Raw genomic sequence first — 15,013 nt, forward strand, 5'->3', positions numbered from 1 at the left:
AGAGATCATTATGAACAATCGACAAGGGTTTTCCGAAGGGTTCTTATGGGGCGGTGCGATCGCTGCCAACCAAGCCGAAGGGGCATATGATGTAGGCGGGAAAGGCTGGTCAACTGCAGATATGGTTCCTTATTTTGAAAAGAAGGATTACACGAATCTGCGGGAATTGATGCATGTCACAACTGCCAAGGTGGAGAAGGCAATGGCACATCACAGTTCGGAAGGTTATCCGAAACGATATGGTATTGATTTTTATCATCGTTTCAGAGAAGATATCGCTCTTTTTGCCGAGCTCGGCTTCAAAACGTTCCGATTGTCGATCAACTGGCCACGTATTTTCCCGAACGGTTATGATGAGCAGCCAAACGAAGAAGGTCTTCGTTTTTATGATGAGGTGTTTTTCGAGCTTCGAAAGTACAATATTGAACCATTGGTAACCCTCTCTCATTACGAGATGCCAATGTCGCTTGTAGTGAAATATAACGGTTGGGCAGGTCGTGAGGTTATTGAGCATTTTGTGAGATATGCAGAAACTGTCATGACAAGGTACAAGGATAAGGTGAAATACTGGCTGACGTTCAACGAGATCAATACAACGATTATTGAACCGTTTACAGGTGGAGGCATCATCGAGGATCGGGTGGATAACGTTATGCAGGCGTCCTATCAGGCACTTCATCATCAGTTTGTAGCCAGTAGTTTGGTGACCGAGAGAGCACGTCAGATTAATCCAGAGTTCCAAATTGGATGTATGCTGGCCCGTATGATCCATTACCCGGCGACGTCTAATCCGGAAGATGTGCTGCAAGCTCAAATCGACAATCAACTCAACCTGCTGCATACGGATGTACAAGTTCGCGGTAGTTATCCATCGTTTATGAACCGGTACTGGTCAGATCATGGAATAAACGTGGTCATGGAGCCAGGAGACGAGCAAATACTACGTGAGCACACGGTAGATTTTATCTCGTTTAGTTATTATACTTCGTTGGTCTCTGCGGTGAATCCTGAAGATTACGGTGTTACGGGCGGGAACCTGTACAGTACGATCAAAAACCCGAATCTGGAGCGGACGGAATGGGGCTGGCAGCTTGATCCGGTTGGGCTGCGTATTGCACTGAAAGAGCTGTACGACCGTTATCAGCTACCTTTGTTTGTCGTGGAAAATGGCCTCGGTGCGAAAGATAAAGTTGAGGAAGACGGCTCCATTCAGGATGATTACCGGATTGACTACCTTCGTAAACACATTACACAAATGAAGGAAGCGGTTATGGAAGGTGTGGATCTAATGGGATACACAAACTGGGGAGCTATTGATATTATCAGTGCTTCCACCTCGGAAATGTCCAAAAGGTACGGTGTAATCTATGTGGATCAGGATGATAATGGACGAGGGACATTGAACCGATTTAAGAAAAAAAGCTTCGATTGGTATCAGAAAGTAATTGCTTCAAACGGCGAGGATCTGGATTGATCGAAGAACGAACGTAACAGGCTTTGCTTCGTGGTTAGTTTAACTCGGAGCAAAGTCTTTTTATTTTTTATTTTACTCATATGTAAAAAGAATGACTGCATCCCGGATGAGATGATATACTGTGTTCGTATCAGGGAGGAATGAAAATGAGAAAACCAATTATTGCCGTAGATATGGATGACACGATTTGTCAACTGGTCAAGCGGGCTATATACCATAACAACAGGAGTTTCCCAACGCACCCTCTCCAATATGAAGATATGGTCGACTGGGATACAACGCACTTGCGTCACCCTGATAGTACACATGAGGTGTTTTACGGGCGTCCGGGTCTGTTTGAAGAACTAGAATTATATGACGAGTATGTGGTTGAAGAGATGCAGAAGTTAAACGCGGTGTACGATCTCATTATCGTTACAGCAGCGGAACCGAGAACTGTTAATGAGAAGTGGAATTGGCTGCAGATGCATATGCCGTTTATTAAACTGGAGCAATTCATTACGTGCAAACGAAAAAACTTGCTTACATTCGACCTTTTAATCGATGACGGGCCGCATAATCTGATTCCGGCGGTGGAAAGTGGACGGAAAGTGATCTGTATCCCGCATCCGTGGAACAGACAACAGCGTGAGCAATACGGCTTTCCCCAGATGTCGTCCTGGAAAGATGCGAAGCTGTACATAGATGAGATATTGCAGCCCTCAAGCCTTCATGTTTAACATTAAAAAAACTACCGTAATCCAGAGCAGAAGTTATACTCTGGATTTTTTGCGATAGGAGAACGGCAGTCTGATTCATCAATCTGCTGATTATCTATTTTCAAACAACTCAGGCACAGATGTAGCTATAACTGTAGGCTCTGGGAAATCGATTCACCTACAGGATGATTACTGATGATGGTGAGTGTAGCTAAACCTTGTTAATTGAATATATTACAAATTAAGATTGTAATCTACTCGCTAGCTGATTAAAATAAGATTTGGAATCTGAATTGCCGGAGACTATTTTCTATTAAGACACAAGTGAGGTTATACGTATGAGTCCACCGGTTAATCGCCCACAGCGTATAGAGTATCTGGATCTCTATCGTGCAATCGCGATTATGGCAGTTGTAGCAATCCATGCAACATCAACAGCAGTCGCCCATTATCCTAGAAACACATTTGATCATGATTTGTTTTACTTTTGGAACACCTTTCTTCAATTTGCAGTTCCGGCTTTTTTGTTTTTATCTTCACTGGTATTGTTTTATAACTATAGTGCCAAGCTGAGTGAGAAGGGTTGGATTGTTTCTTTTTACAAGAAGCGAATGTTTTATATATTTGTACCGTATGTAGTGTGGTCCTTAATCTATTTTATGATCAAAAAGTGGCTTTCAGGCAAGGAACCACTTGAGAGCAGTCTGCAGTTTGTGGAGCAACTGATGTTAGGAACAGCTCATACACATTTGTACTTTTTTCTAATTATTCTTCAATTTTATATCGTGTTTCCTTGGATTCTTTCTTTAACAAAACGACCATGGTTTAGAAGGTATATGCCTCTGTATTTTATAGCGGGTCAAGCGTTGTTCTACGCCTTATATTTGAAGTTTCAGTTCGAACGAACAGGTAGCTTGCTGCCGAGTTATTTGATTGTGATTGGCTTTGGTGCATGGATTGGATTGAACTTTGAGTGGATGATCAAGAAAATGGTTCATTACCGATATTTGTTGTTGGCAGCACTTTTATGTGCAGGAACGGTCTCCATCTATTTTACAGTGGATATCAAAACAACTTTGATTGAATGGCCGATGTTGACCTTTACTCTGGTGTTTCTGATTCGAAATCTATTTACACTATCTGCTTGTTTGATGCTTCTGGTTATGAGTCAGCGGGTTGGTACAAGAGAGCAGCGCAAGGATTACAAAGTAGCTCGCTTAATGGACTCTCTGGGGACCGTAGCATTTGGCGTCTTTCTAATTCATCCTTTGGTTTTACTGTTCTGGAGACGTGAATTTACAGATGATCTTGCGCGTCACTTCAGTCTTGGTGTTGTATTATCCTACATTGTAGCGCTCTTACTTTCTTGGCTTTGTGCGGTGGGATTGCGCCGATTAAAGTGGGGATGGGTTCTTATCGGACGATAATTATACTTTTTATTTTTTAAAAACATATGTGAACAAATGCAAAGAGATTTTAAACTTTTCTCAGGGGAGAGTTTTTGAAATCTCTTTTTTATTTACTTCAAAATAGGTATGATTAAGAAATATGCAAAAGCGAGTGAACTGCCTGGTCTTATTTTCACTTTTGTTTGGGCTTTTGATCTGGAGCAGAATCATGCTTACATTCGACATCATACTGATCTGTTTGTTTCCCGAGGTGCCGACGTATGTTATGTGGAACTGGAAGCACAAGTTACAAAACGGTTAGAGCTTAATAAAAGCCCGAATCGTCTACGTGATAAACCAACAAAACAAGATATCGCTGGGTCTGAACAGGAGTTATTGGATTCAATGAAGAGATATCGATTAAGTTCTGAACCGGGAGAAGTTACACATGAGCATTATCTTCGGTTAGATAATACAAACCAAAATCCCGAGCAAACAGCACGAATGATCCAGTGGCATTTTGATTTGTAGTTCTATACGTGACAATAATACTTAAAAATCTCATAATGCGAGTTAAAAATTCTGCTTAGGAGGAAATGGATGTATTTTTTAATGCTATTGTTAGTTGGTGTTGTTTTATGTTTTTTATTCCCTTATGGACCGATTCTTGTCGGAGGTATTATCTTTGCCGTTGTTATTGATCAATATCGACAGACCATGTATATGCGTGAAGATATTCAGGCCATCAAGAAACATTTGAATATAATGAGTAAAGAAGAGTTGGATACGTATGAAATGGATCAGACTTACAAAGATATAGATCGGATTTCATCCGAAAGAATGGATGTTATCAATCGCAAGATTGAGGCAGAATTGGAACGGGAGAACAAAAATAAAAAAACATAACGTATTCATAATGATTTAAGCAACCTTAATATACTAATGACAATTACAAATTTACTTTGTTGGTACAACTTATAATTCAGCATTGTTATAGAAATCTATAAGTGTTTTTGTTGCATAAAACAGTGAAATGTAATACCATGAACGCACATATAGTTCACATTGAAGAGATAAGGGCATGTCCAGTAACCTCAAAGCGCAGGTGTGGTTTGCCTTTTTCTGTATATTGGAGTGATGAAGTGAAAATCGAGAAGGTGTTAAACAATAATGCGGTAGTGGCCATCAAAGATGAACAAGAAGTTATTGTTATTGGTCGGGGTATCGCTTTTCAAAAGAAGACAGGTGATCTGATCTCTGACCAGCATGTTGACAAGATATTTACTTTACAGAATGAAGATATTCAGGAAAACTTCAAGGCGTTGATTGCAAGCATCCCGCTTGAGTACATGAAGGTGTCCGAAGAAATTATTGCTTATGCCAAGCTGAAACTCGGCAAGAAGTTAAACGAGAGTATCTATCTGCATCTGACGGATCATATTCATTTTGCCATCGAGCGGTTCCGCAACAATCTTCCGATTCGGAACGGGTTGTTATGGGAGACAAAGCAGCTCTATAAAGATGAGTATGAAGTTGGGCTTGAAGCGTTAAATATGATCTGTGATCAATTCGGTGTGCTTTTACCGGAGGATGAGGCAGGATTTATGGCACTGCATTTTGTGAATGCGGCACTTAACGAAGAGATGCCTAATATACGCAATATGACGCAGGTTATGCAGGAGATTCTGACGATTATCAAATATCACTTCAAAATGGATTTTGATGAGAATGGCTTAAACTACACCCGTTTTGTTACACACCTGAAGTATTTCGCTCAGAGAATGGTAAAAGGGAAGCACTACAAGAGCAACAATGATGACGAACTGTTCCAGATGATTCAGAAAAAATACCCGGATGCACACAAGTGCTCTGTGAAAATCAAAAAGTTTATCGAAAATAACTACACCTATCAACTGACTGACGAAGAAATGATGTATTTAACTATTCATATTGAGCGAGTGGTCAATGCAACTTCTGAATAATCAAGCGGTTCGACAAATAAATAAAAAAGTGCTTGCAAATATAGTTCAAATATACTATGATGATTTCAAGAAGTAAGCGCATACATTATCCGAACGGATTGTTACTGTTCAATCAGGCAATTCCGGGCCGCAAGGTTGAAGGATTATCAATGTGCTTGCCAAATAATAATAATCAAATATCAATGTGTACAGCCTTACAGGGTTGCAACCGTTAAGGGCAAAACCTGAATTGCTGAATAACATGACTGATTTCCGGATTTCCGGTACGTTGTGATTGTTCAGTAGTTCAGGTTTTCTTTGTTTCACAAGCATGGGGAGTCTACTTAGAGAGGAAGAATGACAATGAGCAACTACGATCAATTGGCAAAAGACATTCTGTCACGGGTCGGGGGACCTGAGAACGTAAAAAGTGTATTTCATTGTGTAACAAGACTTCGGTTTAAGCTGAAAAATGAAAGCGTAGCCAAAACGGAAGAGCTTAAAAATCTACCGGGCGTAATCACGGTTATGCAAAGTGGAGGGCAGTATCAGGTTGTTATCGGCAATGAAGTGCCGGATGTATATAAAGCAGTAGTAAAAGCAGGCAATTTGTCTGCTGAAGGTCAAATAGAAGCGACGGATGAAGACTCCGGTCCAAAAGGCAATTTGTTTAACCGCTTTGTTGATATGATTTCTGGTGTATTTACTCCAGTTCTCGGATTGCTTGCTGCGACGGGGATGATTAAAGGTTTCACGGCGATGTTCTTGTCCTTGGGCTGGATTGATAAGGATGCTGGAACGTATGCTCTGTTAAACGCCATTGGAGATTGTTTATTTTACTTCTTCCCGATCTTCCTTGGATACACAGCTATTAAAAAGTTTGGTGGAAGTCCATTCCTGGGGATGGCGATTGGTGCTTCGTTAGTTTACCCAACACTGGCGGGAATACGCGCTGGGGAACCGATGTATACTTTGTTTGCAGGTACCTTGTTTGAATCACCGATTCGGATTGAGTTTCTAGGTATACCGGTCATTCTGATGGATTATGCCTCATCCGTTATTCCGATTATTATAGCAACGTTCTTCGCAGTTAAAATTGAGCGTTTCTTCAAAAAGGTTATGCCTAAAGTAGTTAGTAATTTCCTGGTTCCATTTTGTACTTTGCTTGTTATTGTACCCCTTACATTTTTGGTTATTGGCCCGGTTGCGACATGGGCGGGTCAACTATTAGGAGCATTTACTTCTTCCATTTACGGTCTGAGTCCGTTACTTACAGGTCTTGTAATCGGTGGTTTGTGGCAAGTATTTGTCTTGTTCGGACTCCACTGGGGACTCGTTCCATTGGTATTCGTTAACCTTGCAACTCTGGGTTATGATTCGATTCTGGCATTGTCTTTTGCAGCTTCCTTTGCTCAAATCGGTGCAGTGCTTGCGGTTATGTTGAAAACGAAAAGCCAAAAGCTGAAAACACTCGGTGCACCTGCGTTCATTTCCGGAATATTCGGTGTCACTGAGCCAGCGATTTACGGTGTGACACTACCACTCAAAAAACCATTTATTATGAGCTGTATCGCTGGTGGTATTGGTGGAGGTATCCTTGGGTTGTTCGGAGCAAAAGGTTACATCATTGGTGGTCTCGGGATCTTCGGTTATCCGAGCTATGTAAGTCCTACAGAAGGAATGAATTCCGTATTCTTCTGGGTTGTTGCAGCTACAATTATCGCATTCATTCTTGGTTTCATCCTGACATACGTTGTTGGCTTCAAAGATCCAGTTGAAAAAACGGCTGCGCCAGCTCCTGTTCTTGATCCTAACCCGAACAACCGTTATGAAATTGTTAGCCCAATGACTGGTGAAGTGGTTGAACTGAAAGAAATTAACGATGTTACGTTTGCCGGAGAACATATGGGTAAAGGTATTGCTATCCGTCCAACTAGTGGTAGAGTGGTGTCCCCAATTACTGGTGTTGTGCAAACGGTGTACCGTACCAAACATGCCATTGGTCTTGTTACAGATGATGGTGTAGAGATGCTGATTCACATTGGTCAAGATACGGTGCAATTGAAGGGCCAACACTTTACCGCACATGTCAAAGATGGGGAACGTGTCAATGCAGGTGATCTGATCATGGAGTTTGATCTGCAAGCGATTAAAGATGCGGGTTATGAGATCGTTACTCCGATTATCATTACAAATACTTCTAACTATCTGGACGTTGTCCCGACTAAAAGCGCAAGTGTGAACGAGAAGGATAAGCTGCTTACTGTATTGAGCTAATCTGTGAGCTTGATCTAATCTAATCCGATCATAGTTGCCTATGATTGAATAGGAGGGTTACTTCGATGTTTGAAAAAATGAAGGCCTTCCCGGAGAATTTTCTCTGGGGAGGAGCAACGGCAGCTAATCAGCTGGAAGGTGCTTATCTTGAAGGAGGGAAAGGGTTAACAACGGTTGACCTGATTCCGATTGGAGCCAATCGTTTTCCGATTGCACTCGGTAACCTTGATTCGTTTGAACCAAAAGAAGGAGAGTTTTATCCTTCGCATAACGCGATTGATTTTTATCACAGGTACAAGGAAGATATTGCATTATTTGCAGAAATGGGATTCAAGTGTCTCAGGCTTTCGGTAGCCTGGGCACGGATTTTCCCGAATGGTGATGATACAGAACCGAATGAAGCAGGACTTCAATTCTATGACGATGTGTTCGATGAACTGTTGAAGTACAATATTGAACCTGTCGTGACCATCTGTCATTTTGATGTGCCTGTGAATCTGGTGAAAAACTACGGTGGCTGGAAAAATCGCAAGATGGTCGGATTTTTCGAAACCTATGCCAAAACACTGTTTAATCGCTACAAGGATAAAGTGAAATACTGGATGACGTTTAACGAGATCAACATGCTGCTTCATCTGCCTTATATCGGTGCTGGGGTTGTACTTCAGGAAGGCGAGGACAAAGAGCAGGTGTTGTATCAGGCGGCTCACCATGAGCTCGTTGCAAGTGCGCTGGCAGTTAAAGCTTGTCACGAGATCATTCCGAGTGCACAGATTGGATGTATGTTGGCTGCGGGTACGGTATACCCTTATAGTTCACATCCGGAAGATGTGTGGAAAGCGATGGATAAAGATCGGGAGTCATTCTTCTTCATTGATGTACAGTCAAAGGGTGAGTATCCGGGTTATACCAAGCGTTTTTTCAGAGAAAATAATATCCGTATTGAGATGCAGCCGGAAGATGCCGAAATTTTGAAGCAACATACGGTTGATTACATTGGTTTCAGTTATTATGCAAGCCGTTGTACCAGTGCTGATCCGGAAGTGTTGAAAGAGTCCACCGAAGGCAATGTGTTTGGATCGGTCAAGAATCCGTATCTTCAAGCGTCAGAATGGGGCTGGACCATTGATCCCAAAGGGCTTCGGATTACATGTAACCAACTTCATGATCGTTACGGCAAACCGTTGTTTATTGTTGAAAATGGACTTGGTGCTACCGATGTTTTGCTCGATAATGACACGGTTGAAGATGATTATCGTATTGAGTATCTGAATAGCCACTTCGCTGAAATGGCCGAAGCGATTCAGGATGGTGTAGAACTGATTGGTTACACCAGTTGGGGGCCAATTGATCTGGTTAGCGCAGGCACGGGTGAGATGAAAAAGCGGTATGGCTACATTTATGTTGACAGAAATAACGATGGGAGCGGAACACTTCGTCGGGTAAGAAAGAAGAGCTTCCATTGGTACAAAGAGGTTATCGCAAGTAATGGCGCACAATATTTCTGATTTAAGGTGTTCATATAACTAGAAGTATTCTACAAATAAAAGTATACCCAGAACAGTCCCGTTCGCACGGGATTGTTTTTGGTTTGATATGGCATCGTTGACTTGACGTCCGTTTGACTCGTGTTATGAGTTTTATTATAATTTATTAATGTAGAAAATCTTGTCAACTAAGAAGGGGGAGTAACCAGCTATGAAGAAAAAATCACTTGCGTTTATATCTTCAGGATATGGCTACTCCACTGCGGTATTTTTCTAGAATCCAAAACACGGGAGAAGTCTGCCCAAATGCAGAAGGAAATAAGGGAGAATCGCAGAAAAATCTTAGGAATGATGAGGTAATGAACATGACAAATGAAAAAATCACGAGAAAAAATCCAACCAATATGCCATCCCCTGTAGGGAATTATACGCATATTACAAAAATTCCGAGGAATGCAGAGTTGTTTGTGACATCAGGGCAGGTTGGCGTAGATGTGAATGGCCAATTTCCTGATACTTTGAATGAACAAGTCACCAATACATTTCACAATATCAAAACCGTTATGCAATCCGAAGATTTGCAAGCTGAACATATTATTAAGGTGAATGTATGGGCAACGGAGAAAATAGATTGGGATTACCTTTACGGCGAATGGGAGCAATTATTCGATCATGATTATCCCGCAATGACCATTGGATATATTACAGAGTTAGGTCTACCTGAGATCAAGATTGAAATTGAAATTTGGGCTGCAAAACTGTAAAACCAAATACATTTCTATAAAAACAAACGATGGAGCTCCTATCTTATAGAAGCTCTATCGTTTTATTTACATATTAATGATGAGATAGAAGAAAAGACTTGAGTCTACCTTTATGTTAAAGATAATTGAACGGATGAAGGATTAAGGGACGTGCACACTTTGATCAGCATTCAGCCGCCCGTAGGTCCAATAGATGCCTGAACCGGATACGGGGTCTGAAGCGAAACAGAGGGCATCGCGGATTTGGGCATTCGTTTTGCCTTGAGCAGCGAGTAAAGCAGCTACGCCAGCAACTTGCGGAGCGGCCATTGATGTTCCGCTGAGATAGGCATACGAACTGCCAAGATACGTGGATAGGATGCTATCACCCGGTGCAGCCATATCGACCCAAGGGCCGTAGTTCGAGAAGTTGGATTTCAGGTCGTATGAATTGGTGGATGCCACTGCAATGACATTGGGGTAAGAAGCAGGCACGATCGGGAATGAGGTATTGTCATTGCCAGCGGCTGCAATAATTACAGCTCCGCGATCCCATGCATATTGAACAGCGGCTTGAAGAAACGCATCTCCGGTAGGACCACCCAGACTGAGATTGATCACTTGAACACCGTTATTGGCAGCAAAAACAAGCCCGTTACCGACATTACCAATCGTTCCTTGGCCGTTATTATCCAGTACACGAAGCGGAACGATAGAAGCCAGAGGTGCTGTACCTGCAATGCCAACACCATTATTCGTAATGGAAGCGGCAATACCGGCAACATGTGTACCATGGCCATTTCCGTCCTCAGGAATGTTATCGTAATCGACGTAATCGTAACCAGGCAAGAGTTTGGAAGCCAGTTCTGGATGATTCAACTGTACACCTGTATCAATGATAGCAATTTTAATGGAGCTGTTACTTTGGCTAATATCCCATGCAGCAGGCGCTTTGATTTTGGTAAGATTGTATTGATAAGGAAAGAACGGATCGTTCGGTATAAAGGAAGCTTCAAGCAGATAGTTGGGTTGTACATGTTCGATGAGATCATGATTTTTATACAGTTTGAGCATGCGGTGCATTTTTTTGCGGGATTCAATACGATACCACCCCAGATCTTCATAGGTTTCAGCGACTTTACATTTGGTTTTCCGATAGAGTGTGTGCATCTGATCAGGGGTCGTACCTTCCTTGAACTTAAGAAGCAGTTGATGGGGAGCGTGCGGATCAAATTTACTTGCGTCCCTTTGGTCTACATAACGAAGGGTGAACCAGATGGATATCAAAATGAGAATGGCCACGATGCTAAACCATAACCACATTGGCTTAACCCCTTTCCACATTGAATTTTCACACGCCTTATCCTATGCGGACTCTATGAAAATGCGCGGGCTTGCTTCCAAAATGGGTCGGGAGTATTGATAGATTTATAGGTTAATCTGAATTCAGTAAATCATACATTAGATTAAGTTTAGTCAATTGATAGGTCCGCTAGAATTCGTTAAGATGAAGAGAGGCACCTCATAATTGAACAAAAGGGAATGTGATATGGTTGACAGAACATCAGATGAAACCGGAAGTAAGACCTGTTCAATCCCATGAGATACAGGAAGCGATTCATTTTGCTATGGGTGTGCGTAGCGAAGTATTTCCCATGATGGATCACAGCGTACTTCCCAAGGATTTTGAACAATTCAGCGAACATTATATGAACCGAAAGGATACTGTTTTTGTGATTGCGCGATTGGGTGAAGCGGGCATTATCGGCTCGATCGGTATTATTCCTTACGATGGACGAATTCAGGTTATTGATGGTCGATACCCCGAACACACTGCAGCTGAGATTGTAAAATGTTACGTTGATCCTGCCTTCCGCAGGTACGGCATTGGGTCACTCTTGGTGAGGGAACTGGAGCAGTTCGTAAACCAGATGCAATATACAACGTTATATCTGCACACCCATCGTTTTCTGCCGGGAGCCGTAGATTTCTGGGAACGTCAAGGATTCACTTTTATTACGGAAGAGCAGAATGAATGGCAGATCGTGCATATGGACAAACCCATCAAATTTTAGATCGGAGAGTTGTAGGAATGTACACAAGTCTGATTGAGAAACTGGCCCACACAGGCGTTAAAATGGTTCCCGAACCGTCAAGTCGAGGAAAGCTGGATCGTTGAAGTTGAACAGGAACTTGGGTTTTTGTTACCGCCTTCCTACCGATGGTGGCTTCTCAATTATGGGCAAGCGATGTTAAGCGGGACAGCAATTTTAACAAGTACTTCATCAGAGCACAGAGAGTACACAGATACGGACATTCTCTATATCTACAGACTTGCAGATGAACAGGCGAAGCAGGAAGGCAAGCTGGAACTGTTTGTTCCTGATGAGGATATGTTGTACTATTTTGATACACGCTCAGCTGATGAAAGCGGCGAATTTAAGGTGATGTGCTTGGATTACTTTAATGGAGAGCCAGAAGTGTATGCGAATTCTTTTGCAGAATTTCTAGAAAAGTTGATTGATCAACGAACACCTCGAAACGCGTAGTTAGTGAATCGTATTGTTTCAGACAGATAATGCAATTGGGGGAATAACAGATGAGCAATATTAAACAAAAAGTTGTATTTATTGATATTGATGGCACATTGGTAGACGACGACGGCAACATCCCATTGTCTGCACAAGAGGCTTGCAAACAAGCTCGTAAGAATGGACATTTGCTCTATTTATGCACAGGCCGCTCCAAGGCTGAGATCTATGATTCGATCTGGAATGTAGGCTTTGACGGATTGATTGGAGCAGGCGGAGGGTACGTCGAATACGGATCTGATGTGTTATATCATAAAAAAGTAACTGCAGAAGATGTTCGTCATATGGTCGATTTCTTCAATGAACACGGCATCGATTTCTATCTTGAATCCAACTCTGCATTGTATGCGAGCAGTAATCTTCAGACTCATCTGGAACGCCGCATCTATGGAGATATCGAGAATGATCCAGTTGCCCGGGAGAAAAAGGAAACCAAACCTCATCCGTTTATTGCAGGCTTAACCTATGGTGAAGCCGACCTGTATAAGGATGATGTTAACAAGGTCTGCTTTCTGGAAAGCCCGGTGGTTGCGTTTGAACGAATCAAAGAGGAGTTTGAAGGCAAGTTCGAAGTCATTCAATGCACTGTACCTGTTTTTGGAGAGGGCAGCGGTGAGCTGATGATCCCGGGAATCCACAAAGCGATTGCCATTGCAGATTTGTTACAACATCTGGGGATGTCGCGGGAAGATACGCTGGCTATCGGAGATGGAATGAATGATGCCGAGATGCTGGAATTCTGTGCTGTAGGTATTGCTATGGGGAATGCGAAACCCGGTCTGAAAGCAATTGCCGATGATATCACGGGCTCCGTGGAAGAAGACGGACTGTATCATAGTTTTGTGAAGTATAGGCTAATTTAAATCTTGAGAAAAAGAGAATCATAAGATTCAATCCGTTAAGACAGACATCTCTGTAGTTGGAGGTGTCTGTTTTTATTTTATACCCGAGCTTATTGCATATCTTGGTATGAAAGTTTAAAATGAATTTTGAAAACAAGGAATTTATTGGGTTTAAATGGAGGTTGGAGGAATATGAATTTGAATAGATGGAGGACACCAGATGAGTAATATCGCCCTGTTGTTTCCTGGACAAGGTTCTCAGATCATTGGGATGGGAAGAGACTTCTGGAATCAATTTAATGTAGCCAGGCATTTATTTGAAGAAGCTAGTGACGCTATTTCTTTCGATTTAAAAAAGCTGTGTTTTGAAGGACACATGAATGAATTGACATTAACGATGAACGCCCAGCCCGCACTGTTAACCGTTAGTGTTGTTGCATTTCAGATCTATATGCAGGAAATTGGAGTGAAACCGGCTTATATGGCCGGACACAGCCTGGGAGAATATTCGGCTCTGGTATGCGCAGGAGTTCTATCTTTCCGAGAGGCTGTTCAACTTGTAAGACGAAGAGGCATGATTATGCACAATGCAGATCCAGATCAGCAAGGTACCATGGTGGCTATTTCCAATATCTCAATCGGTACGCTTCAAAAAATATGCGAAGACGTGTCTATTCAAGAACGCCCTGTCTGTGTTGCCTGTATAAATGCGAACCAGCAGTTTGTTATTTCGGGCCACCGCCACTCTGTACAAGAAGTCATAAAAAGAACGGCATTCAAAGAAACAAAACATTCTTATCTCCAGGTATCCGGGCCATATCATTCTCCCATGATGAAAAATGCGGCAGACCAATTCAAGATCGAATTAGAGCAATATCAATATGATCATGCAGCATACCCGATCATTTCCAATGTCACAGCGAAGCCCTATCCGTCGGACCAATCCGTTGTAGATTATTTAAATAGACAAATGACTTGGCCAGTAAGATGGTTGGAGTCCATGCAGTACTTAGTGGAACAAGGGGTTACGGAGGTCATTGAACTGGGTTCGAAACAAGTGTTAGTGAGTCTTATGAATAAAATAGCGAAGAACGTTGTGCCTTATTCTTTAGGTCAACCTTCCGATTTAACGATACTCGCGAATTCACAGGCAAGACAAGACAAACTCTTAGCCATACGCAAACATAAGTTGTCGGAACTGATGTGCACAGCACTCACTTCACGGAATTACAGTCAGGACCCAGCAATATACAACAAAACAGTTGAGCCATTATTTCCTAAATTACAACGGATGAAAGAACAGCTAGACAATCATCGCCATGAACTTAGCGAAGCTGAAATACAGGATTCAATTGTGCTATGTGAGCAGATTTTTGCAGCCAAGCAATCCCCAATGAACGCAAAAATGATGATAAGTACGATTTAGTTTTCCGGCTCCACCAATTGCTATACACTCCAGGTTGCCTCATCTGAGGCAGCCTATTTGCCATTGGATTACATGTTGAATTTAATTGGAAAATGTATGTGCATTGTTATGTAAGTGTAAAAAGAC

General features: G+C 42.0%; 14 protein-coding genes. 13 read left to right on the forward strand and 1 reads right to left on the reverse strand.

Annotated elements, in window-relative coordinates; translation table 11 throughout:
- The first annotated feature begins 10 nt into the window (after positions 1-10).
- The 9 genes from AB4Z30_RS01855 (at position 11) to AB4Z30_RS01895 (ending at position 10,049) form a co-directional block, all read left to right on the forward strand.
- Complete coding sequence (locus AB4Z30_RS01855) at positions 11-1,474, forward strand: glycoside hydrolase family 1 protein (RefSeq protein WP_441922702.1); 1,464 nt, start codon at positions 11-13, stop codon at positions 1,472-1,474.
- A 146-nt stretch (positions 1,475-1,620) separates the two neighbouring features.
- Positions 1,621-2,193, forward strand: coding sequence for a 5' nucleotidase, NT5C type (locus AB4Z30_RS01860; protein WP_441922704.1), 573 nt, complete (start codon positions 1,621-1,623; stop codon positions 2,191-2,193).
- A gap of 317 nt (positions 2,194-2,510) precedes the next feature.
- Positions 2,511-3,599, forward strand: a complete 1,089-nt coding sequence (locus tag AB4Z30_RS01865) for an acyltransferase (protein WP_441922706.1) — start codon at positions 2,511-2,513, stop codon at positions 3,597-3,599.
- Between the two features lie 108 nt (positions 3,600-3,707).
- Positions 3,708-4,091, forward strand: coding sequence for a hypothetical protein (locus tag AB4Z30_RS01870; RefSeq protein ID WP_441922708.1), 384 nt, complete (start codon positions 3,708-3,710; stop codon positions 4,089-4,091).
- 69 nt (positions 4,092-4,160) lie between these two features.
- Positions 4,161-4,466, forward strand: a complete 306-nt coding sequence (locus AB4Z30_RS01875; RefSeq protein WP_441922710.1) for a hypothetical protein — start codon at positions 4,161-4,163, stop codon at positions 4,464-4,466.
- 236 nt (positions 4,467-4,702) lie between these two features.
- Positions 4,703-5,542 carry a BglG family transcription antiterminator LicT gene (licT, locus tag AB4Z30_RS01880; protein WP_434750685.1) on the forward strand — a complete coding sequence of 280 codons (840 nt, stop codon included), beginning with the start codon at positions 4,703-4,705 and terminating at the stop codon, positions 5,540-5,542.
- 342 nt (positions 5,543-5,884) lie between these two features.
- Positions 5,885-7,798, forward strand: a complete 1,914-nt coding sequence (locus tag AB4Z30_RS01885; protein WP_441922712.1) for a beta-glucoside-specific PTS transporter subunit IIABC — start codon at positions 5,885-5,887, stop codon at positions 7,796-7,798.
- 65 nt (positions 7,799-7,863) lie between these two features.
- Entirely contained in the window at positions 7,864-9,306 is a 1,443-nt protein-coding gene (locus tag AB4Z30_RS01890; protein WP_441922714.1) for a 6-phospho-beta-glucosidase, read from the forward strand.
- Between the two features lie 344 nt (positions 9,307-9,650).
- Complete coding sequence (locus AB4Z30_RS01895; protein WP_441922716.1) at positions 9,651-10,049, forward strand: RidA family protein; 399 nt, start codon at positions 9,651-9,653, stop codon at positions 10,047-10,049.
- A gap of 141 nt (positions 10,050-10,190) precedes the next feature.
- On the opposite strand, the gene AB4Z30_RS01900 is transcribed toward AB4Z30_RS01895, so the two are convergent.
- A complete protein-coding gene (locus AB4Z30_RS01900) occupies positions 10,191-11,351 on the reverse strand; it encodes a S8 family peptidase (RefSeq protein WP_441922718.1) in 1,161 nt (386 codons plus the stop codon).
- Positions 11,352-11,581: 230 nt separating this feature from the next.
- Between AB4Z30_RS01900 and AB4Z30_RS01905 the strand changes: the two genes are divergently transcribed.
- From AB4Z30_RS01905 to fabD, 4 genes are all read left to right on the forward strand, one after another.
- The gene (locus AB4Z30_RS01905; protein ID WP_441922720.1) at positions 11,582-12,103 is read left to right on the forward strand and encodes a GNAT family N-acetyltransferase; all 522 of its coding nucleotides are present in this window, start codon (positions 11,582-11,584) and stop codon (positions 12,101-12,103) included.
- Between the two features lie 33 nt (positions 12,104-12,136).
- On the forward strand, positions 12,137-12,577 hold the full coding sequence (locus AB4Z30_RS01910; RefSeq protein WP_441922722.1) for an SMI1/KNR4 family protein: 441 nt from the start codon (positions 12,137-12,139) through the stop codon (positions 12,575-12,577).
- Between the two features lie 50 nt (positions 12,578-12,627).
- On the forward strand, positions 12,628-13,482 hold the full coding sequence (locus AB4Z30_RS01915; protein ID WP_441922724.1) for a Cof-type HAD-IIB family hydrolase: 855 nt from the start codon (positions 12,628-12,630) through the stop codon (positions 13,480-13,482).
- Positions 13,483-13,681: 199 nt separating this feature from the next.
- The gene (fabD, locus tag AB4Z30_RS01920) at positions 13,682-14,887 is read left to right on the forward strand and encodes an ACP S-malonyltransferase (RefSeq protein ID WP_441922726.1); all 1,206 of its coding nucleotides are present in this window, start codon (positions 13,682-13,684) and stop codon (positions 14,885-14,887) included.
- The last annotated feature ends 126 nt before the right edge of the window (positions 14,888-15,013 follow it).

The sequence above is a fragment of the Paenibacillus sp. 2TAF8 genome, from assembly GCF_052114825.1.
In the GTDB taxonomy this organism is placed as follows: domain Bacteria; phylum Bacillota; class Bacilli; order Paenibacillales; family Paenibacillaceae; genus Paenibacillus.